General features: G+C 57.3%; 18 protein-coding genes and 1 tRNA gene. 8 read left to right on the top strand and 11 right to left on the bottom strand.

Annotation, left to right across the window (positions count from 1 at the left end):
* Positions 1–77: 77 nt before the first annotated feature.
* The 3 genes from QM647_RS13865 (at position 78) to zapE (ending at position 2,483) form a co-directional block, all read left to right on the top strand.
* Entirely contained in the window at positions 78–923 is an 846-nt protein-coding gene (locus QM647_RS13865) for an NAD(P)/FAD-dependent oxidoreductase (RefSeq protein WP_414996125.1), read from the top strand.
* Positions 924–943: 20 nt separating this feature from the next.
* A complete protein-coding gene (locus tag QM647_RS13860) occupies positions 944–1,198 on the top strand; it encodes a hypothetical protein (RefSeq protein WP_414996124.1) in 255 nt (84 codons plus the stop codon).
* Positions 1,199–1,370: 172 nt separating this feature from the next.
* Complete coding sequence (gene zapE, locus QM647_RS13855) at positions 1,371–2,483, top strand: cell division protein ZapE (RefSeq protein ID WP_414996123.1); 1,113 nt, start codon at positions 1,371–1,373, stop codon at positions 2,481–2,483.
* 9 nt (positions 2,484–2,492) lie between these two features.
* Here zapE and QM647_RS13850 read toward each other — a convergent pair whose 3' ends face one another.
* The 5 genes from QM647_RS13850 to aceA form a co-directional block, all read right to left on the bottom strand.
* Positions 2,493–2,996: a GAF domain-containing protein gene (locus QM647_RS13850; protein WP_414996122.1), complete on the bottom strand. Its 504-nt coding sequence runs from the start codon at positions 2,994–2,996 to the stop codon at positions 2,493–2,495.
* Positions 2,997–3,079: 83 nt separating this feature from the next.
* The gene (locus QM647_RS13845) at positions 3,080–3,502 is read right to left on the bottom strand and encodes a cupin domain-containing protein (protein ID WP_414996121.1); all 423 of its coding nucleotides are present in this window, start codon (positions 3,500–3,502) and stop codon (positions 3,080–3,082) included.
* Between the two features lie 138 nt (positions 3,503–3,640).
* Positions 3,641–4,426: a DUF4253 domain-containing protein gene (locus QM647_RS13840; RefSeq protein ID WP_414996120.1), complete on the bottom strand. Its 786-nt coding sequence runs from the start codon at positions 4,424–4,426 to the stop codon at positions 3,641–3,643.
* A gap of 133 nt (positions 4,427–4,559) precedes the next feature.
* Positions 4,560–4,766: a hypothetical protein gene (locus QM647_RS13835; RefSeq protein ID WP_414996119.1), complete on the bottom strand. Its 207-nt coding sequence runs from the start codon at positions 4,764–4,766 to the stop codon at positions 4,560–4,562.
* 11 nt (positions 4,767–4,777) lie between these two features.
* Complete coding sequence (gene aceA, locus QM647_RS13830) at positions 4,778–6,076, bottom strand: isocitrate lyase (protein WP_414996118.1); 1,299 nt, start codon at positions 6,074–6,076, stop codon at positions 4,778–4,780.
* A gap of 337 nt (positions 6,077–6,413) precedes the next feature.
* Between aceA and QM647_RS13825 the strand changes: the two genes are divergently transcribed.
* From QM647_RS13825 to QM647_RS13815, 3 genes are all read left to right on the top strand, one after another.
* On the top strand, positions 6,414–7,820 hold the full coding sequence (locus tag QM647_RS13825; protein WP_414996117.1) for a helix-turn-helix domain-containing protein: 1,407 nt from the start codon (positions 6,414–6,416) through the stop codon (positions 7,818–7,820).
* A gap of 96 nt (positions 7,821–7,916) precedes the next feature.
* Positions 7,917–8,903: a LacI family DNA-binding transcriptional regulator gene (locus QM647_RS13820; RefSeq protein ID WP_414996116.1), complete on the top strand. Its 987-nt coding sequence runs from the start codon at positions 7,917–7,919 to the stop codon at positions 8,901–8,903.
* Between the two features lie 60 nt (positions 8,904–8,963).
* Positions 8,964–9,040: transfer RNA gene (locus QM647_RS13815), tRNA-Arg, on the top strand.
* A 74-nt stretch (positions 9,041–9,114) separates the two neighbouring features.
* Here QM647_RS13815 and QM647_RS13810 read toward each other — a convergent pair.
* On the bottom strand, positions 9,115–10,023 hold the full coding sequence (locus tag QM647_RS13810; protein ID WP_414996115.1) for a LysR substrate-binding domain-containing protein: 909 nt from the start codon (positions 10,021–10,023) through the stop codon (positions 9,115–9,117).
* A gap of 117 nt (positions 10,024–10,140) precedes the next feature.
* Here QM647_RS13810 and QM647_RS13805 point away from each other — a divergent pair, with 117 nt between their 5' ends.
* Complete coding sequence (locus tag QM647_RS13805; protein ID WP_414996114.1) at positions 10,141–10,908, top strand: SDR family NAD(P)-dependent oxidoreductase; 768 nt, start codon at positions 10,141–10,143, stop codon at positions 10,906–10,908.
* Between the two features lie 68 nt (positions 10,909–10,976).
* Positions 10,977–11,387, top strand: coding sequence for a nuclear transport factor 2 family protein (locus tag QM647_RS13800; RefSeq protein WP_414996113.1), 411 nt, complete (start codon positions 10,977–10,979; stop codon positions 11,385–11,387).
* A gap of 278 nt (positions 11,388–11,665) precedes the next feature.
* On the opposite strand, the gene QM647_RS13795 is transcribed toward QM647_RS13800, so the two are convergent.
* The 5 genes from QM647_RS13795 to QM647_RS13775 form a co-directional block, all read right to left on the bottom strand.
* Positions 11,666–12,808, bottom strand: a complete 1,143-nt coding sequence (locus QM647_RS13795; protein ID WP_414996112.1) for a reverse transcriptase family protein — start codon at positions 12,806–12,808, stop codon at positions 11,666–11,668.
* Positions 12,809–14,332: 1,524 nt separating this feature from the next.
* Positions 14,333–17,458 (bottom strand): type I restriction endonuclease subunit R, encoded by a 3,126-nt coding sequence (locus QM647_RS13790; protein WP_414996111.1) that lies wholly within the window; start codon positions 17,456–17,458, stop codon positions 14,333–14,335.
* Entirely contained in the window at positions 17,455–19,401 is a 1,947-nt protein-coding gene (locus tag QM647_RS13785) for a hypothetical protein (protein WP_414996110.1), read from the bottom strand. The genes QM647_RS13790 and QM647_RS13785 overlap by 4 nt, the downstream gene beginning before the upstream one ends.
* Positions 19,398–20,405 (bottom strand): PDDEXK nuclease domain-containing protein, encoded by a 1,008-nt coding sequence (locus tag QM647_RS13780; protein WP_414996109.1) that lies wholly within the window; start codon positions 20,403–20,405, stop codon positions 19,398–19,400. The genes QM647_RS13785 and QM647_RS13780 overlap by 4 nt, the downstream gene beginning before the upstream one ends.
* Positions 20,402–22,240, bottom strand: a complete 1,839-nt coding sequence (locus QM647_RS13775) for a type I restriction-modification system subunit M (protein ID WP_414996108.1) — start codon at positions 22,238–22,240, stop codon at positions 20,402–20,404. Before QM647_RS13775 ends, QM647_RS13780 begins: the two co-directional genes overlap by 4 nt.
* Between the last annotated feature and the right edge of the window lie 11 nt (positions 22,241–22,251).

The following is a 22,251-nucleotide window of genomic DNA, read 5'->3' as shown; positions in this document are numbered from 1 at the left end:
GCCATATGACAAGACCTAATTGCCGGCTTAGGATGATTTAGACAAAAATGCCGTTTCCAGGGAAACCATAAGGGATCATGCCACATACGGATGTCATCATTATCGGCGGTGGTCCGGCCGGGATCGCTTGCGCCATCTGGCTGAAGAAGCTGGGCGTGACGTGCCTTTTGTTGGAGGCATCATCGCAGCTGGGCGGTTTGCAGACGCGAAGTCCGTATGAGAACCTGTGGATACCGGGCGTGCAGGGCAAGACCGGCCAGCAGGTCGCGGCCTCGCTGGCGGCGCATGCGGCAGCCGAAGGCGTGGAGGTGCGGCTGAATAGGCCTGTCCTGAGCGTCTCGGAAGACGGGCTGTCTGTGCGGACGCAAGGCGAAGTCCTCTCCACGCGCTATCTGGTGATCGCCACCGGCTCGAGGCCGCGCGCCGGCTTTTTCACCGCTTCGGACCGGGTTGTCGTCGGACCGGGGGCGGCGATGGAGGCGCTGGAGGTGAAGGGCAAACGCGTGGCCATTTTCGGCGGCGGCGACAATGCCTTCGACCAGGCCCGGTTTGTGCGTGATCGCGGCGGAGAGGTGACGATCTTCAGCCGCAACCGCCCGAGAGCGCAGAAGCTGCTTCAGGAGATGATCCCGGATGTGTCGGTGGTGACTGGCCAATGCGATCTCGATACCGATAGCCTTGCGGTCAATGGGCAGGCCTTTGACTATTGGGGCGTGATGTACGGCTTCGAAGCGGTGGTGCCGGAGGGGCTGACGCTGGACCTCGAAAATGGCTATGTGCGGGTCGATCGCTTCGGCGAAACCAGTGCGCCGGGTATCTATGCCTGTGGCGAGGTGACTGACTACTGGCATCCCTGCGTGACCACCTCAGCCGCTCATGGTATTCAGGTGGCCAAGCAGATTTCGAAGCGATTGACAAAGTAGTCTACGGTCAGAGGGCTTTTATGACTGACAAGGATGAACACTGGTTCATAGATACAAAGCCGACGATCATTTCACGTGGCATGATCATTCCGGTCCACTGGAAGGCATGGCTGTTTTTGGTTGTCGTCATTGGCTGGTGTTTTGGCTTTGTGCGTTTGGCCGATAGATATAGTGCTGCTGGAAAACCGCAGGAAGCTTTTGTGTGTGGGCTGGCGGTAGCATTGGGTGTTGTTGTGTGCGCGTTAACTGTCGCTGCCCGCAGCAAGCGACTTTAAGGCTTCGCCTGAAAAACTCCCTGACTGCAAAACCTTTGTAAAAGGCTGAGGCCTGGATTTGCTGACCCAACGCACTTGCAGCATTTTTTTAACGCCATTTTGAAGCCTATCGTCTATAAACGGACCCTATAAATGGTGGGTGGCCGCAAAGGCCGTCGCGTGAACAGATCGAATGACCAATATCCGTAGTGAATACAAACGCCTGCTGAAAACGGGCGAGATTATTCCCGATGCCGCCCAGAAGGCGGCCATCGAAAGTCTGGTCGTGCTCGAACGCCGCATCCGCCAGAGCAGCGCCCTGTGGCGCCGCTTGCTCGGCATCCAGCCGCGCGTCTGCGGTCTCTATCTTTACGGCCCGCCGGGGCGCGGCAAGTCCATGATGATGGACCTGTTCTACAACAATGTGCACAAGATTTCGAAGCGTCGCGTTCACTTCCATGCCTTCATGGCCGAGGTGCATCACAACATCCGCCTGTGGCGCGAAAGCGACGCCAAGACCCGCAAGATCAATTTCGGCACGCACAAGGGCGACGACCCGATCGCGCCGGTGGCCCGCCTGATCGCCAGCCAGTCTCAGCTGCTATGCTTCGATGAGTTGCAGGTGACCGACATCGCCGACGCCATGATCCTGGGGCGCCTGTTCGAGGCCCTGTTTGCCCGCAAAGTCATACTGGTGGCCACGTCGAACCGCCCGCCCGACGATCTCTACAAGGACGGGCTGAATCGCGAGCATATCCTGCCCTTTATCCGTATGATCAAGGAACGCACCACCCTGGTCGAGGTCTCCGGGCCGAAGGACTTCCGCATGGACCGCCTGCGTGGCGCCAAGACCTGGTTTTCGCCCTCCACCGAACCGCACGCCATCGCCGCCTTCAATAGCCTGTGGGCCGACATGAAGCACCTGATGACCGAACTGGACTGCGTGCTGACGGTCAATGAGCGCAAGCTGCATTTTGCCCGCGCTGCCGGCCCCATGCTGCGCGCCACCTTCGCGGAGCTGTGCGCCGCCAATAATGGTCCGGCCGACTATCTCGCCATCGCCGAACGCTTCACTACGGTGTTTATCGAGGGCGTGCCGATCCTGTCGCCCTCCAACCGCAATGAGGCCAAACGCTTCGTCACCCTGATCGACGCCTTGTATGAAGCCGGCACCAAGACGGTAATCCTGGCCGATGCCGAGCCTTCCCTGCTCTATCCGGTGGGCGATGGCGCGTTCGAGTTCGAGCGCACGGTCTCGCGGCTGGAGGAAATGCGTTCGGAAGACTATCTCAATCGGGCGGGCTAAAACAAAGACCTAAAGCAGCAGTTCGTCGTTGTCGCGTTCAGAGGCGTTTTTGCGCAATATACCCGCGGTCATTTCCGCCAGATGCTTGAGCACAGCCACTTCCCGGTCACCGAACTGGGTATTGGGTCGATAATCGATCACGCAGACAGTGCCGATATTCTCGCCCTCATAAGTGATCGGCGCACCGGCATAGAAGCGGATCTTGATACCTTCGGTCACCAGCTTGTTGTCGCGAAAGCGCGGGTCCTTGGTGGCGTCCGGCACGATCATTACCGACTGCCCGCGAATGGCATGATCGCAGAAGGCGACATCGCGAGGTGTGCTCTGCACCTCAAGGCCGACGCGTGATTTGAACCACTGGCGATCCTCATCGACCAGCGAAATCAGGCAGGTGGGCATATGGAGAAAACGGGCGCCCAGCTGGGTCAGCTGGTCGAAAAGGGGTTCCGGATCGCTGTCCAGAAGACCGGTACGCTTGAGCGCCGCCAGGCGGCTGGCTTCGGTGTTTGGCATTCATTTATCCCAAAATACGCGGGACTTTCCCTGAAGGCCTATCCTGACATGGCACGGTTAAAAAATCCCTCGCAGGCCGCAATTTATGTCCACGGCGTAATCGGTGGCGCGATGCAGGGGCCCTTGCAGGATATCGTGCCGAAATCCGCCGGGCTGACGATTTCGAGATATTCCATGTCCGGCGAATAATCGAACAGGTAATGGACCAGTCCGGGGCGCTGGTGGACGCAGTCACCGGCCTCTACCAGCGTGACCTGGCTGCCGTACATGAACTTTGCCCAGCCTTTTATCATCAGGACGATCTGGAAATCGGCGACGTGATAATGCCAGCCCGTGCCGTTTGTGGGCGGGTGATTGGCCTTGACCAGATGGGCGATGACATTGCCCTTTGTGGCATCGGCCACCCCGAGGTCGCGGTAGAGGAAGAAGTCGCGCAGGCCATCCGGCCGGTAAGGGGTATCTGCGGGCTTGATATGGGAAAACAGGGTATCCGAAGGCGTATTCATGATGAAACTCCATTGCGGGACATGTCTGCAGGTCCTGCTGGTCGTTTCGTCCTGTCGGTGGTTTCTGATGAGAAGGCTGGCGATAAATCTGTGCCCGTAACTCTGTTTTGTAAAGCGCAGAAAGAGGCAGGCTGAAAATTAATCCCACCAGAAGTACCACCAGTCCTGTCCGATGAGTGTTGCCGCCAGTGCCGACAGACTGCCTACGCCCTGCTCCACGAGGTCGGCGCAATAGACATACTGTTCCCGCGCCACAGCCAAGGCCTCATCCTTTTCACGCAAGGGTCTGATGATCTGCAGGTTCAGGACATCCCCGCTGAGGCCGGCGATTTCGGCGCCAAACCGCTCATGCCACGAACGCAGAAGCGCCACATGATATTCAGGCGGCGGGCAGGCGTTCCAGTTCCCCCAGCGCAGATAGGCCGGCACTTCCCAGCTATGTGTGGTCGGGACCATGATGATGTAGGCGGTTGCCAGAGGTTTATCGGTCAGGATGTCAATTGCCACGCTCAGGCCGAGATTGCCGGAATCTACCTGCGCCGGCCATTCGCCAACGGGGTCGCCCAGTCCGCCATAGCCATTGGTCGCCTGCCAGGCGATCAGATCCTTTGGCAGGGTCAGGGCGTCGGCGGCCTTGAGGATATCAACCGGTGTCCGGGGGGCGGCATAGCTGAAGTTCTCCAGCAGCATCCGCAGGTCGTCTTCACTGCCAACGACCACGGGCCAGCCCTCGTTATTGGTTTTCAGCCGGCTCCATTCCGCCAGTGCCTTTTCGCCGGTGGTGGTTATGACCTTATAGGGGAAGCTTGCCAGCAGGGTATCCAGAGAAGGCGGTACAGGTGCGCCTTGCGTATCCGCGGCTTTGGCCGTGAAGGGAATAAGTGCGCCGAAGGCGCCCATAAGCCAACGTCTCGTAAGGCGCATTATCATCTTTTCCCCGTTGCTCGACGGCATATTATGCAGTGGATACGCGGGTGTAAATCCACGAATGACGACGCCCTCTCCGGGGGCAGGAGAGGGCGTCAAAACCGGCGTTTATTCTTCTGATTATGCCGGGTTATTCGTAGCCGTGGGCGGCTTCGTTGATGACCAGGGAGGGCATCTGCGAGAAGTCGACCGCGACCGGGCGTCCGGCCTGCGACTGGAAGGTCTTGAGTGCGTGGTCCAGACGGCGGACGGTTTCGCGCATGGCTTCGCTGTTCGGATTGAGGTTCAGCGGCGCCAGGCAGTAGGCGATGATCGAGTCACGATTGCTGGTTTCCATTGTCAAATCTCCTATTCTGCGGCGGCGACAAACTGCGCCGTCTCGGTTGAGGCCTTCATGGCCGTGGTGGAGGATTGTCCATTGCTGATCGTCATTGCGACCTTGTCGAAATAGCCGGTGCCGACCTCGCGCTGGTGACGGGTAGCGGTGTAGCCGGTGGCTTCATTGGCGAATTCGCGCTGTTGCAGTTCGGAATAGGCCGCCATGCCGCGATCGCGATAACCGTCGGCCAACTCGAACATGCCGTTGTTCAGCGAGTGGAAGCCGGCCAGGGTCACGAACTGGAACTTGTAGCCCATGGCGCCCAGCTCGCGCTGGAATTTGGCAATGGTGGCGTCATCCAGCTTGGCCTTCCAGTTGAAGGAGGGCGAGCAGTTATAGGCCAGCAGCTTGCCCGGATGGACCTTGTGGACGGCTTCGGCAAACTTGCGGGCGTCGTCGAGATCGGGGTGCGAGGTCTCCCACCACAACAGGTCGGCGTAATCGGCATAGGCCAGACCGCGGGCGATGCAGTGATCGAGACCGGTGCCCGGCTTCAGGCGATAGAAGCCTTCAACCGTACGGTTGTCGCGTTCGATGAACGGATGGTCGCGCTCATCGACGTCCGAGGTGATCAGTTGCGCCGATTCCGCGTCGGTACGGGCAATGGTCAGGGTCGGCGTCCCCATGACATCGGCGGCCAGACGGGCGGCGGTCAGGGTGCGCTCGTGCGCCTGGGTCGGGATCAGCACCTTGCCGCCGAGGTGGCCGCACTTCTTTTCAGAGGCCAGCTGGTCCTCGAAATGGACGCCGGCGGCGCCTGCCTCGATAAAGGCCTTCATGATTTCGAAGGCGTTCAGCGGGCCGCCGAAACCGGCCTCGGCATCGGCGACGATCGGCGCGAACCAGTCACGCGCATTTTCGTTTTTTGGCCAACCTTCCGAGTGCTCGATCTGGTCGGCGCGTTGCAGGGTTTTGTTGATGCGCTTGCACAGTTCGGGGGCTGCATTGGCAGGATAAAGCGACTGGTCCGGATACATGGACGAGGCGGTATTTGAGTCGGCCGCGACCTGCCAGCCGGAAAGATAGATGGCTTTCAGGCCGGCGCGGACCATCTGCATGGCCTGGTTGCCGGTCATGGCGCCCAGCGAATTGATGAAGGGCTCCGTGTGCAGCAGCTCCCACAGCCTGTTGGCGCCGCGCTCGGCGAGCGTGTGCTGGATGGGGAAGGAGCCGCGCAGGCGCAGGACGTCTTCGGGGCTGTAGTTACGCTGTATGCCGTCGAAACGGCCCTTGGGAGCGGCGGGGACTAAATCCTGGAACGTTGTCATGATCGCTTATCCTTGTTGGGGGGGGGCAGGCGTGGAGGTGGTGAGGCGGCGGGCGGCCATCAGAGTGCCGGGCGCGAAGAGCCCAAAGGAGGCGGCATAGACGGTGGCCCAATCTTCAAGAGCAAAGCCCCAGGGGTTGGTGATGGGTGTGGATTTGAGCTTTTGTGTCATAATATGTCTACTTTCAGACGGCGTACCGTCGATGTGTGTGAAGACATGAAGCGCTTATATTGTTGGTAAAGATAGATATTTAGGCATGCAAATGGCGTCATTTGGAAAATTGTGACATTGCGTTATTTGTAAATTTATGACAATATTTGCCTCTTGGAGGCAGCCTATGGCCGATCTGGATCGCAAACTCTTCCTCGGCGGGCGGCTGAAGCGACTGCGCTATGACCTCAGCCTGACCCAGACCCAGATGGCCGCCGATCTCGGCGTCTCGGCCTCCTATCTCAACCATCTCGAACGCAACCAGCGGCCGGTCACGGCGCAGGTGCTGCTCAAGCTGGCGGCGACCTACGATCTTGACCTGCGCACCTTTACCGACGACTCCGAACCCGCCGGCGAGGCCGACCTGGTCGAAATCTTCGCCGACCCGCTGTTCAAAGACCTGCACCTGCCACGGCGGGAAATCTCCGAACTGGTGGCCTCATCCCCCATGGCGGCCGAGGCGGTGACGCGGCTCTATCGTGCCTATACCGAACGCCGCAAGCGCGATGCCCTGGTGGCGGCGCCGGAAGAGACTGAGCAATCGCCCACCGACTGGGTGCGCGACCAGATACAGAGCCACCACAACTTCTTTCCGGAACTGGACGAACGGGGCGAGCAGCTTTTCAATGCCCTGGGCGGCGATCCGCATACGCTTGAAGAGGCGGCCCTACGCCAGCTCAAGGACGCATACGGCATCGAAATCCGCCTGATGCCGGCGCAGGTGATGATGATCTACCAGCGTCGCTTTGATCCCCACCGCCGCCGCCTGATGATCTCGGAGACCCTCGGCGGTTCGTCGCGGCGCTTCGCTATCCTCTACCAACTGGCGCTAAGCACCTGTGGGGCCGAGATCAACGCTCTGGCGGAAAAGGCGAAGGCGCCCGATCTGACCACGGCGCGGCTCTACAAGATCGCCCTGCTGAATGCCCTGACCGCCGCCACGCTGATGCCCTATGGCCGCTTCCTCAATGAGGCCGAAAGCAATGCCTATGATATCGAGCTGCTGCGCGCGCCATTCGAGGTCTCCTACGAGCAGGCCGCTCAGCGCCTGACCACGCTCTCCCGGCCCGGCAGCCGTGGGGTGCCCTTCTTCCTGATGCGCATCGATTCCGCCGGCAATGTCTCCAAGCGTTTCGCTGCCGGACATTTCCCGTTTTCCAGATATGGCGGCGCCTGTCCGCGCTGGAATATCCACCAGGCCTTCCAGACACCCGGCCGGATCATTACGCAGGTGATCGAAACGCCTGATGGTCAGCGCTATTTCACCCTGTCGCGCACGCTTGATCGGGGGTTGCGCGCCTATGCCGATGGCGCCTATGCCGAACAGGCGATCGGCCTGGGGTGTGAGCTGAAATATGCCGAGAAACTGATCTATGCGCGCGGGCTCGATCTGGCCCAGCCCAATGCCGTCCAGACCGGACCGATGTGCCGGCTGTGCGAACGGCCCAATTGCCGCGAACGCGCCGCCCCGCCGGCGGTCAAGGCGCTGGTCATCGACGAATGGATCAAGGGCGTGACGGCGTTTCCATTTTGAAAGACGAAGGGCCACCATTTTAGTGAAGGCTTGGCCCTGCACCCGCAACTTTACAGCGCTTCATAATCGACTTACATCAGAAGGGAAGGAGATCACATGGCCGGAGCTACGCTGAAAGACATCGCGCGCGAAGCCAATGTGTCCATCGCCTCGGCGTCCCGCGCCATCAACGGCCTCGATAATGTCGCTGACGATGTCAAGCAGCGCGTGCTGGAGATCGCCAAGCGCCTGCGTTATGTGCCCCATGGCGGCGCGCGGTCGCTGGTCATGTCGCGCACCAATACCGTCGGAGTGTTGCTGCCAGATATCTATGGCGAATTCTTCGCCGAAATCATTCGCGGCATCGATGTGGCGGCGCGGGCGCGCGGTCTGCATCTGCTGGTGTCCGGTTCGCACGGCAATCCGGATGAAGCGCTCGGTATCATGCGCGCCATGGGTGGCCGGGTCGATGGTCTGCTGGTCATGTCACCCTTTGTCGACTCGCACGACCTGGCGACCGTCCTGCCGCTGAACCTGCCCGTGGTGACCATTGTCAGCCATATCGGCGCCGGCCAGGGCGGCATCAGCATCGATAATTTCGGCGGCGGTGTTACGGCTGCCCGGCATCTGCGTGAGCAGGGCTGTCAGAGACCGGCGATCATTTCCGGACCGTCGCATAATTTCGAGGCGCGGGAGCGGCAAAGCGGTTTCCTGTCGATCTGTGAGGGTGCGGCGCTGTTCGAAGGCGATTTCACCGAGGAGTCCGGCTATCGCGGCGCCAAGGCGCTGCTGGCCGGGCCGGAGCGCCCGGACGGTATCTTTGCGGCCAATGACATGATGGCGGTTGGCTGTCTGCTGGCCTTGCGGGAAGCGGGCGTAAAGGTGCCGGAAGACATGGCGGTGATCGGCTTTGACGATATCCCGATCGCCCGCTTTACCTCGCCGCCGCTGACCACCCTGCGTGTCGGCGTGTTCGATCTGGGGCGACGCGGGCTGGAAATGCTGGTGGCGGCGCTGGAGGCGGGGGCGCCGGCGCCGGCGGAGGGGGTTATCGTGGCGCCGGAACTGGTGCGGCGCGAAAGCACGCGGCCTAATTCCGGCTAATGTCATTTTTGCAGTTGAGTGCGCGGACGGTTTCGCTTAGGTAGCTCTGGTCCTGTAGCGGCACCCATAGCTCAGCTGGATAGAGCGTTGCCCTCCGAAGGCAAAGGTCAGAGGTTCGAATCCTCTTGGGTGCGCCATAGGACTGTTGATCGCTTTCGGAAGCGCCGCAGCGCAGACTTGTTCCATCGGACGCGGTCGACCGCCATTGATATCAGCCGTTGGCGCCGCTGAGCGCATCTTTCGGGAAACCCGCCGCCAGATGATCGATCAGCTTGCGCACTGCCGGCGGCAGGCCGCGCCGGGTGGTGAAAACAAGATGGACGATGCCTTTTTGACCGCGCCACACCGGCAGCACACGGGTCAGGCGGCCATCCTCCAGGGCCTGCCGGCACACATGGTCGGGAAGAAACGCGACACCTAGTCCCGCTATGGCGGCCGTGCGTACGGCGGCAAAATCCGTGCAGCCCATGCGCGCCTGATGCCGAATGAGCTGGCGGCGCCCCTCATCGGTTTCCAGGGGCCATTCTGTACTGTCCTGGTCATCGCTCGATACGAGAAGGGGATAATCCGACAGCTGATCGATGTCACCGATGCGGCCGGCCAGTTGCGGGCAGGCCACCAGTATGCGGGTCGATTGGTCAAGGGTTCGCATAGTCAGCGAGGCATCGCTGTCGAGTGACAAGCGAACCCGAAGCGCCAGGTCGATCCGTTCGGTGATCAGGTCAACCGAGCGATCGGTGGCGACGAGCTGCAGCCAAACCTTCGGATAGCGCTCGAGGAAGCCGGCGACCAGTGGCGAAATGACTTCGACCAGGCCGGTGGGGCAACTGAAGCGGATGAGGCCATGGGGTTCGGACTGCGCCTCCGCCACGAGCGCTTCGGCCTGTTCGGCTTCGGCCTGCATGGCGCGGCAACGCTGATAGAAGACCTGACCGACATCCGTGACGCGAAAGCGCCGGCTGGAGCGTTCGATCAGGCGCACGCCCAGCCTGTCTTCCAGCGCGGCGATCCGGCGGCTGAGTTTCGACTTGGGTTCGCGCAAGGCGCGCCCGGCGGCGGCAAACCCGCCATGTGTGACTACCTCGGCGAAATAGGCCAGATCGTTGAGGTCGCTACGCATTATCGTTCTCCATTTGGAACGATATGTAACAGATTTGCCGACTACAGCCAGTATCGTTCTGAATTTATGTTTCTCCCGTCAGCGGCAATGCAGCCGTCTAAACATGGAGACAGACAAATGGTACATTCATTGGAAAATCGGGCATTCGAAAACAAGGTCGTGGTGGTTACCGGCGGCACCAGCGGGATTGGTCTGGCCACCGCAAAAGCCTTCGTTGCCGCGGGCGCTTCGGTCTTTATCACCGGCCGCCGTCAGGAGGCGCTCGATGCCGCCGTCAAGGCGATTGGCGGTCGTGTGACCGGCGTGCGGGGCGACATGGCCAATCTGGCGGATATCGATCGGCTGTATGATGCTGTCCAGCAGCAGCACAGCCATATCGATGTGGTCTTCGCCAATGCCGGCGGCGGCGAGTTCGCCCCCCTGGGCGCCATTACCGAAGATCACTATCAGAAGACGTTCGACACCAATGTGAAGGGCGTATTGTTCACGGTGCAAAAGGCGCTGCCGCTTCTGCGGGATGGTGGCGCCATCGTCCTGACCTCATCGACAACCAGCATTTCGGGCACGCCGGCCTTCAGCGTCTATTCCGCCACAAAGGCCGCCGTGCGCAATTTCGCCCGCAACTGGATACTGGACCTCAAGGACCGCCAGATCCGGGTTAATGCCATAAGCCCGGGCGTGACCGATACTGCCGGCCTGAACGATCTGTTTGGAGGCGGTGATCAGGCCGAGGGCACCAAGGCCTATCTCGCCAATCTGATCCCGGCCGGCCGTGTGGGGCAGGCGGATGAGATTGCCAGGGCCGTGCTCTTCCTGGCGTCCGATGAGGCCAGCTTCGTCAATGGCATCGAGCTGTTCGTCGACGGTGGTCAGGCCCAGATCTAGCGCTGAGGCGCCCGATGCGTCGGGCGCTTTCTGCTCCCACGAAAAAGCGAGTCTGAGGAGATTGAAAAATGTTCATCCCTGTCAACGAATCCGCCGACCGTATCCGCGAATTGCTTGACCGCAATTTGCAGGAAGTCTTCGGTGAGGGCGATCCTGTCCGCCGTCGTGCCGCGATCGGTGAATTATGGAACGCGGATGCCGTGCTTTATGTGCCGCCCGGCGCCATTACCGGCCTGGATGCCATAAACCAGTTTGCCGGCGATCTGCGGGCGACCCATCCTGATTATGTCTACACGCCCTCTGGCAAGGGGCAGGTCCTGCTCAATGGCGGCCGTATGGCCTGGGGCTCGGGGCCTCGCGATCTGGCGGTTGTTTACACCGGTTGGGACGTGATGATCGTGCGTGAGGGCAAGATCGCGGCCCTCTATGTTTTCCTCGATGAGACATCCGATGAATTCCAGCGGACAAGCCGGAGTTAATCCTGGAATCCTGTGTGTCCGAAACCGGACTCAAAACTGATTTCGCGGAAAATGTCTGTGATCAAGAGGAAGTGGTGCGCTTAGGTGACTCGAATTCAAGAAATAACCCATTGAATTCAATTTCGTTTGAAAATTAAGGGTTTCGCGGAGCCCCCAAATTGGCCCCCAGGACTCATGTGGTGTTTCGGTTACGGTCCTCAATAATACTCTGGATCACTGGATGGGCATTATACGGCCCTAATAAAATCACCGCACTTTGCCCCGTAAAATGAACTTTTTCAGGGCCATGCTACGGAGCGAAGTTGAACTCTCAGCCTCTCGCCATAAGGCTCATCTACTCGCCGTGCATGCGCGACTAAACCTGTGATATGCCGCCTCATGCCGATTATAGACGCGAATTTACGTTCTTCTGCGTGAGCGAGCGGGCCGATAGACGGAGAAGTTAAGGCATACAGGTGGGTTTCAACGTTATTCTTGTATTCCTTTGTCAGTCGGAGCCGATCTGTATCAACAGCGATACCAAGCACGACTTTCCTGGCTCCCGGTGGCACTAAGGACGTTTTCTGCCTGTGAGCATAAAGGCCGACCCGTGTTAATGTCATTTCGACTAATTTTGATAGCGACATTCCGAGCCCACGGGTTGCCTCACCGGTTGTACTGAAAATCAGATCATCAGCATATCGGGTATAGGTCCACCCGAATGCCTTCGAAATATTTGTCACCCTTTCATCAAAATGATGCATAGCGAAATTGGCTAGCATCGGGCTTGATGGAGCCCCCTGCGGCAAGTGGCCCATAGGCCACCTAGAAATAGGCTTGCCATCTGCTTCGAGGCGTGTCGGATTTCCGTCTTTCGATAATCGGGTGCATATTCTGGCAAGTTGGAATGACACTAGCGCTCCGTATCCGAACCGCCGGAATACAAAATAAACCTGCTTTTCCGATATAGATTCGAAAAAATGCCGTACATCCATTTTGAGCAACCACTTGCATTCTAGATGCTTTTCAGCCGCCTTGATGATTCCACCGTTGGGGGCAAATGCATAACTGCTATGGTGAGGTGACATTACATTGAGGACGTTTTGAGCAATCCATCTCTGTAAGCGCATTAGATTTGGCTCAGGCACGCAAATCGTTCGATATCTCCGCGGCGCGGCGGCACCGTTACCAGAAACATTACGCTTCTTTACTCGAAAGACTCGGTACGGATGCTCGCCAGTCTTTTGGACGATGCGTTCGAGGTATTTGATTGGCAAGTCTGTCAGAGTCGCTAAGTGCCCTAATGTCAAAATTACAGGAAGGTCATTATTTTTACTTTTGATCGACCTAGCAATACGAAGCGAGGCCATCACGTCTTCTTCGGGAAGACCTGCCTCCGAGGCGCCATGCCTAAATTGTTGAGAACTCCAGGGATGCTTCATCTACTTCGGTCCGTGCCGGTAGGCGTGAGTTCGGCTTCAATCGAGCCGGCGAGAGAGCCCGAGGCACGAGGGATGAAGGTGAACTCACGTGTACCGGTAATCAATAGCTCCATCAACGGCGAGCAGAACCTGCTCCCCCACGGCAGGAAACTCGTGCTTCCCACCCTGGCTGACCCGGAAGTCAGCTAACGCTAGTGAAGAATCGCGGAGTTCTCAACGAAGACGGATAATATGAGTCGCTGCGCGTGGGAATAGTGGGCCGTTTCAATTCCCGCTGGGTTCCGGCAGCAAGAAATGCTTGGCCTACATCAGTTAAACGACCAGATGAATCTAGGAGTCTGTACCGGATTGCCCGCTCATATACCATCAAGACCTCTGGCACGGACAAGCCTGTCAATTCGGCGAGGGCCACCTGAGCGCCGGCGCGCCATCTACCGCGAACCGCCTGCAAAACTAGGGCGTCCTTTTCCTCTAACTCCTCCAGATCAGCTGCTATCTTTAAGCCAAGTGCCTCGGAAGTCTCCGCTACAATTGCTGGTGATGGACGTATACCAAAGGCAGATGCGGAGTCCTCTGGCACGGGGCCTTTGTATAACGCCCTCCATCCGACGGATGGGTCATCTTCTGTAAATATGGGAGGAAGGTTGTTTGGTAACCGGTAACTGAATGCGATTAGAGCCGCCGAATCTTTGTATCCTAAAATACCGCCCCCTCTCCCAGATGACGGGCCGTAGTAGGTTAGCAACGACTCTCGACGCGATTGTTCGACGGGGCTGCACTTACTGAAAAGGTTAGAAACAACGTGCGCAACATTTACTCGGGGGGCGGTTCTATGTGCCTTAACCGCCGCGATTCCTTGAACAGTTCCAGCCGCAGCGAAAACAGCAAGCTTAATGTTTCTGGTCGATATCCACGATTTGACGCTCGGGACCGCCCACAACTTATCCAGGAGCGATAATATGCGAGTGCCGGAACCGATAAAATCTGTCACTAAGCCGATAGTTCTGACCGGACTAGACTTTGCTCGTATACGATCTGGGCCTGGATGATTTTTAACGCGGATTGCCGGATCTTCAGCAAGTTGCGATATTAGGAATGCGATAGGTCCTTCACTCCCTACACGTACGCCGCCTCGCTTGGGTTTTACAGCCGGACGCCCCTTGGCACCGTAGGCCCGCATGCGAGGCGTCCCCTCTCGATCGGCAGTTAGCTGACTTTCAAAGAAGTGCTGCTCCGGCATTTCTCGTTCTGCGAACAATGCGACGTATTTAGTTCTCCTTTTGTGTGCGCAGGCATATTTCCTGATTAAGGCGCGAATGGCGCGCGAAACATCTTCCTCATTCATCAGGAAAACAGCGTCGAGTATTCGTTGGGCGACAGCCTTATCATTTGCCGTGGGAAATTGAGATAACCATGCCTGTCCGCACGGCGTGGCTGACAACGGGGGGCGTCCCATATTTTTAGTCATCCGCTTATCGTCCACGTTGAATGGAAATTGGATTTCCATTGTAATAAATTACCCGATTAGAACTGAACGCCGCGCTGTATGCCACTGCTTTCCCCAAGTGATTTTGCCCTCAAAGCCTCATAGAGGCCAGCAGGCCCAAGCAAGGTGTCCTTTAGGCCATTTCGAATGCGTTCGGAATTCAGAGCCTGGGAACTCATCGTGCTATGTGCATCCAGGGCGTCCATAATGGCGTTCACAAGAGCAGTTTTCAGGTCGGGCGAGTTGGAGAATTGTTCCTTCGAATTGTTCGCCGCTTGCTGGATCAGCGTTTCGTTCTCGACCATCTTCATGACCAGGCCGTTGACGTAGACCAACTGGTCGTTGTCGGTCAGTTCACCCTCGAACAGTCCGTTGACCTTCTCGATAATCTCGTTCAGCAGCGCCTTGTCTTTTTCCTGAACCGAACCCGTCCCGGCGGCATCCATGGGCTTTAGCTTCTCCGCTTGGCCATGGTTAAGGTTGAGCGTCTGTTGGCCGGTGCTGCGCAGATTGTGGTGCGTCAGGATGACCTTGGATAGATCGACAGTGTCGCGCTCGCGGCCGAACTCCAGCAACGGAATCAAGCGCTTGTAGAATAGGAAGCGCTTTTCGATGTCCGTGTTGCCATAGTCAAATATCTGCGACAGGAAGGCGTACAGCCGCACGAAGGTCTGTATGTCGCCCTTGAACAGCGTAAGACTGTCCATTTCGTCTTTGGCATCTTGCGCTGCTTTTGTATCCTCGCGGTCCTCAGCCGCCTTCCTGTCTGCTTTGGCCGCAGAAAAGCGCTTCAACAAACGATCGCCTACAGGCGCAATGGCTGCGCTCAGTTGGGATTGGGTGCCATTCGGGTCCATCTCGACCTTGGCGACACGGTCAACCTCAAAATCGTCATAGTGGCCACTCGAATCCAGCTTGGCGCGCAGGTCATAGACCATATGCGGGTCGGTCGTGGTTTCCAGTTCTGCCGTTTCAAAATAGGTCTTGAAGGCTTTCAGTACCTCAGCGGGGTCGTTGACAAAATCGAGGATGTAGGTGGTGTCCTTGTTCGGATATGCCCGATTGAGCCGCGACAGGGTTTGCACGGCCTGGATACCGCCCAGGCGCTTATCGACATACATGCCGCAAAGCAGCGGCTGGTCGAACCCGGTCTGGAACTTGTTGGCAACCAGCAGCAAATGATAGTCGGCACCCGCGAACGTTTCACGGATGTCGCGGCCGTTCAGGCCCGGATTCAACACTTTGCTGACCTCGGTCACCGGTTCGGGGTATGAGACCTTGTCGTCAATCTCACCGGAAAAAGCGACCAGACAGCCCAGAGCATAGTTCTGCCGTTCGATATAACCCCGGATCGCCTTTTGCCAGCGGACAGCCTCTTTCCGGCTGCCGACGACGACCATTGCCTTAGCCTTCCCGTTGAGCAATGGCTGCACGTTTTCGCGGAAATGTTCGACGACGACCTGGACCTTTTGGGCGATGTTATAAGGGTGCAGCCGCACCCACTGATTTATGCCTTTCAGTGCCTCGTTACGCTCGACCTCGCGCTCGTCCCATTCCTCACCATTGTTGGCGAGGCGGTACGCCAACTTGTAGGTCGTGTAATTTTGCAGCACATCGAGTATAAAGCCCTCTTCGATGGCCTGACGCATCGAATAGACATGAAACGCCTGTGGGATGCCATCGGCATCCTTGCGGCCGAACAGTTCAAGGGTCTTTGATTTGGGCGTGGCGGTGAAGGCAACGTAGGTCAAGCCGTCCGAGCCTGACCGACCTGCCATTTGCGCCGCCAGCAGGTCTTCGGTGCCGATTTCCCCGCCGTCCTGGAGTTCGGCCAGTTCATCTGCCGACAACAACATCTTCAGCTTGGCCGCGGCTTCGCCGGTCTGGGACGAATGGGCTTCGTCGGCGATGACAGCAAAGCGCTTACCCTCGGTGGCCGAGAGTTCCTTGACGGCTTCAAGCGCGAATGGAAAGGTCTGGATGGTACAGACGATAATCTTTTTACCGTCCTTCAGCGCCTGCGAAAGCTGAGCACTCTTTGAGCCGCTATCGTTGCTGATCGTCGCCACTACGCCTTTGGTGCGCTGGAAATCGAAAATGGCTTCCTGTAGCTGGCTGTCGAGGACGGTGCGATCCGACACAACCAAAACGCTATCGAAAACCTTCCGGTTTTGATCGTCGTGGAGGTCCGCGAGAAAATGCGCCGACCAGGCAATTGAGTTGGTCTTTCCCGACCCGGCCGAATGCTGGATCAGGTAGCGTTCGCCGGCGCCGTTCGTTAGAACATCGGCAATCAGTTGCCGCGTGGCGTCTAACTGGTGATAGCGAGGGAAGATGTAGCGTGACAAAGTCTTGGTCTTGGGGTCGCGCTGACCGATCATATAGCGGCCGAGAATATCGAGCCAACTATCACGCGCCCAGACCTCTTCCCATAGATACGACGTTGCGAAACCGTCGGGGTTGAGTGGGTTGCCCTTACCGCCATGATCGCCCTTGTTGAAAGGCAAAAACACGGTTTGCGGCCCAGCAAGCTTGGTCGCCATCATGACTTCGGACTGCGATACCGCAAAATGCACCAGCGCGCCGCCGGGGAAGGCCAGCAGAGGTTCGGCTTGACCGCCCTTAGGCGACGGATTTCTGTTGAATTTGTATTGGTCAACGGCGTCGTCGACACTTTGAGTGAAGTCGGATTTCAGCTCAACAGTGGCGATGGCAATGCCGTTGACGAACAGTACCAGGTCGAAACATTCGGCCGGATTATTGAGCGAATGCTTGATCTGCCGGACTACGCGCAGTCGATTGGCTTCATAGAGTTTCTGAATTTCCGGGTTGATGCCGAGCGCCGGCTTGAACTGCACCAGCGACAGAGGTTTGGTCAAGCCCAACATCTCCACACCCCGGCGCAGCACCTCCAGCGTACCGCGCTCATTCAAGCCCTTACGAACACGTTCGGCCAGGCGCTGCACCGTTTGTGGGCCGTGGGTCTTGGTTAGTTTGTTGAGGCTGTCGGCTTGGGTATCTTCTAGCCAGGACAAAAGGTCGGGGAGGTAGATGGCATTCTGACGATCATAGAATGCGGGGTCGCTGTCACTATACAGCCAACCGCTCGCTGCCAAATGACCGCAGATCTCATCTTCGAAATGAATCTCGCGGTGCAGGTTCATGCGAATAACCGTCCGGTTTCAGTTTTCGGACCGGTACCGGTTGGCACCAGATCATGGTCCCGCATCCATTTGAGACGCAATTGCAATTCCTGGGCAGTGAAATTTTCAGGTTTCTTGGGATGCCAATCATTGAGAAAACCATTGATGATCTCATCATCAGTCGGTTCTTTTTTCTCAAGCTTGAAGTCATTCCACACGGCAAATAAAGTTGCCACCCCCTCCGCTTCATGTGTGTTGAGGGGGGCGAGCAAGGCATGCAACCGCTGCAATTTCGCGCTACGTTCCGGACCTAGTTGGCGGGCGAGTTCGTCGCTAAGGGTTCCCGCCGACCGTGAAAGGAGATAGGTGAATGATCGGTTTGTGCCTGTGGGCGGCTGAGTGACGATGCCACAAAGGGTCTGGGCCTCGCTTTCCATGTCGGCGATCATTTCCCGATCTAACGGACCATAATCGTTACGGATATACCTACCGCCAATTTCGTGGACGCCAGCGAAGACTTCCGCCAGATAAGCATGCTTTTGCAACGCGGTGCGTCCAAAGGTTGGTCTCCCTTGGGATTTCTCGATGAGTTCGACCGCCAGAAGGCCCCGCACTCGACGACGCACCGCGTCGAGGTCAATGATTTCGGCTGACGGGCGGCGCAAGTCGATTTTACCTGTTACGGCAGCAGAGATGAGCGCTGCTCGTCGTTCTTTCAACAAGTCTATTACGCGGCCGGCCTCCGTGATCAGGGCATTTAACTTGCCGGTCTCCGAAGTTATAAATGCGACAATTGCTGTTTGCTCTAATAACGGAGGAAGTGAAACGATAAAATCGCCGAACTGTCCTTGTGTCAAATTCTGCATGCTGGAGCTGGTACCCGAACAGACCATTTCGACTTGCAGTCTATAGAACTGTGTTTGTGTCCATGCATGTATGAATTTTGGCAAGGCTTCATGGAAGCTCACCTGCCAAAGTCGATCGGGTAGGAAGATGTTCTCGCGGTTTTGACTCACATAACCTGCGGCGCCCACTAATGAAGGCGTGTTCATACGGCTAACAATGAGCGTCTCAGCTCGCACAGGGCAGCTAACGCGGTTATACTCTTCGAGTACAACGGATTTGTTTTCTTCAGGGCGAAAGTCGCCATCGTAAACGCAACTGGTTTTCAGAACACCGAATTCACGTCCCTGCGCTGATGTGTCCGTTGCATTAACGCTGGTTCCTGATTCGACTGCTGCGATGGAAAACTTTAGGCGTTCGACCTTCCAATTTGCCGGAATTTCGCCAAGCCATTCGACGCCGGAGTCCTTCATGGGGGCGTCAGGATTCAGGCCTTTGGTCACGGCATAGGAAATCGTCGCCTGACGTTTTTCGGCCAGCAGCACGATCAGCTTTTCCTGCTCCGCAACCAGCTCATCGAGCTTGCTCGTCTCTCGGTCTAAGAATGCGGTAATGGCGTGCTGCTCGTTCGATGTGGGCACTAATATTGGCAGACGTTTGATGTCATCAAACTTCATGGATTGGCGAAGTCCGCCCCCCATTGAATAGAATACCTTCGTCACGTCGTAGGAGCGAAGCAGGTAGTTTAGAAAGATAGATGAAACACCAAATGGCTTCGCCGCCAAATAAGCACTGGTAATGATACCAGTCTCCGGCACCAATGCAGTTCGCAAGCTGCGTTTATCATTTTGTAAGTCGGTAAGACGGAAAACTATGTCCCCCGCTCTAACTACTTGATACGTCTCGAATGATTCCGGCAGTAATCCGTCGTTCGATTCCATATCTTTGCGAATAATCTTGCCATAGCTAAGCGACAGCAAGTTGTCCTCGACCATGCCCTTGTTAGATTCATTTCGCTCAGATGCTACTCTGTAGAAAGGTATTACCTTCCAAGAGTCCGGCACTTGCCCAAGCCAGGCCACGCCGCTGTCCTTGTAGGCAGGATAGGGTTTCAGGCTCATGCGTCGTCTCCCTGTCCGGCACTCAACAGGTAGAATTCATGTAGCTTGGCGCGCAAAAGAGCTTTGTCCGGCAACTGAGTTTGATATTGCGCTACCAGGGCAGGGGACAGGCTACGGCTGAGAGCATATTCTACCACCTCGTCGTCGGCGCTGGCGCACAGTAATAGGCCGATGGCCGGATTTTCATGAGCCTTGCGGACATCACGGTCCAGAGCTTCGAGGTAGAAGCTGAGCTTGCCTAGATGCTCCGGCTCGAAGCGGCCGATTTTCAGTTCGATGGCGACCAGCGCATTCAGGCCCCGATGGAAGAAAAGCAGATCAAGAGCGAAGTCGCGACCGCCGACCTGGAGGGGATATTCCGAGCCGATGAAACAAAAGTCGCCGCCCAATTCTATCAGAAACGACTTGAGCGCACCGATCAGGCCTTGATGCAGATCGGCCTCAAGGTGAGAGTCGGGGAGGTTCAGGAACTCGACCATGTAAGCGTCTTTGAAGGCGGTCAGTGCACTGGGGAATAATTGTCGCACCGCCGGTGAGACTCTTGGCGGGTGCAAGATAATTCGTTCGAACAGAGCGGCTTTGAGCTGTCGCTCCAGTTCGCGCTTGCTCCATCGTTCCGTGATGGCCTGGCGCACATAAAATTCGCGTTCTTCAGGACGCTGGCTTTGCCCCATTATGATCAAATGATGCGTCCATGGCAATTGTGCCACCAGTGGTGCGACAATTTCATCGTCGCGGTACGTCTCATAAAACTGCCGCATCCGATAAAGGTTGGCGCGCGTAAATCCGCGCAGGCCAGGATACGTCGCCGCGATGTGCTGCGCCAATTGCGTGACAACGCCTTCGCCCCATTCGGCAGTGGCGATCTTGCGGCTCAGGGTTTCACCGACCTGCCAATAGAGATCGATCAAGGCCGTATTGACCGCCGCATAGGCCTTGGCCCGGGACGCCTCGATCAGCTGCGTTATGGTCGCAAAGGCATCAATGGCGGGAGCGAGTGTCATTCCGCCAGCCCTTCGATGAGTTGTAAAATCCGCTTCGTGACGACCTTAAGTTCATCGTCGATGGTATGCAGATCACGCGGCGGCTCAAAAACGTAGAAATGGCGATTGAACGGGATTTCGTACCCGATCTTGCTCTTGTCCTCGTCGATCCAGGCGTCGGGCGCGTGGGGGAGGACCTCGCGCTTGAAATAGGCCCCGATGTCTTCCGATAGCGGCACATTCTCTGTGTCGCGCAGGGCGCTGTCGGCTTGGGGTTTACCCTTGGCCTTGCCCTTTTGACCCACCACGACTTTACCCATCTCATCACGCAACGGGCGTTCGACAGTGATAGTCGTATAGCCGAAATCCTCGTTCTTGAAGATACGAGAGATAGGCACGATCTTGACCTTGCCACCTTCGGGCGCCGCTGGTGGCGCTTGTCCGTCGACGAGCAGATGACGTGACACTTCCTTGCCGGTGGCATCGGTCATGATCGCCTGTTCCGCCTCTGCGAACCCGCCGAACAGTCTGGTAATGTCGGTGTTATGTCCGTCGCCTAGTTCCTTGCGCTTGCTACCAAGGGACTTGCGCATTTTCTGCCAGAAGGACGATGCGTCGATCAATTGGACCAAGCCCTTGCGGGGTTTCGGCTTCTTATTCGACAAAATCCAGATGTAGGTGCTAATGCCCGTGTTGTAGAACATGTCGGTCGGCAGGCCGATGATGGCTTCAACCAGGTCGTTTTCGAGTACATAACGACGAATTTCGCTTTCGCCGGACCCGGCACCACCGGTGAACAGAGGCGAACCATTCAGGACGATGCCGATACGCGAACCGCCATCGATGGCGGGACGCATTTTGGACAGCAGGTGCATCAGGAATAGCATTGAGCCGTCAGAGACACGCGGCAGCCCAGGGCCGAAACGACCGTCGAAACCTTTCTCAGCGGCCTCTTTGCGGACTTCCTTTTCGACCTTCTTCCATTCGACGCCGAAGGGCGGATTGGACAGCATATAATCGAACTTGCGGCCGGCGTGACCATCATCCGACAGCGTGTTGCCTACCACGATATTGCCGACATCCTGCCCCTTGATCAGCATGTCGGCTTTGCAAATGGCGTAGGATTCGTCATTCAATTCCTGGCCGAACATGGTCAAACGGGCCTTCGGATTGTGGTCGTGCAGGTGTTCACCTGCCACTGACAACATCCCGCCCGTACCCGCCGTTGGGTCATAGATGGTGCGCACGACGGCGTTGCCAGCGGTCAGCACGTCGTCATCCTCGATGAACAACAGATTGACCATGAGGCGGATCACTTCACGCGGGGTGAAGTGCTCACCGGCGGTCTCATTCGAGATTTCGGCGAACTTGCGGATCAGCTCTTCGAAAACCAGCCCCATCTGCGCGTTATCGACATGCTTGGGGTGCAGATCGATGTTGGCGAACTTCTCAGTCACCAAATACAACAGACCGGATTTCGCCAGACGTTCGACCTGGGTGTAGAAATCGAAACGCTCGAATATGTCGCGGGCGGAATCCGAAAAGCCCTGAACGTAGGAATATAGGTTCTGCCGGACATTGTCCTGATCGCCCAGCAGCTTGACCAGATCGAGCGATGAGGTGTTGTAAAAGCCCTGGCCTGACTTACGAAGCAAGAAGGATTCAGGATTCAGGCCTTGCGCGGTTTTGGCGGTAAATTCGCCAAGCACGGCTTCCTTTGTGTCCGCCAACACGCAGTCGAGACGGCGCAGGACAGTGAAGGGAAGTATCACTTTACCGTATTCCGACTGCTTGTAATCGCCACGCAGCAAATCGGCGACCGACCAGATGAACGATGACAAGGTTTGGTGATTCAACTCTCTGCCCC

The organism is Asticcacaulis sp., assembly GCF_047605585.1.
In the GTDB taxonomy this organism is placed as follows: domain Bacteria; phylum Pseudomonadota; class Alphaproteobacteria; order Caulobacterales; family Caulobacteraceae; genus Asticcacaulis.
This window is presented reverse-complemented; position numbering and strand designations above follow the sequence as displayed.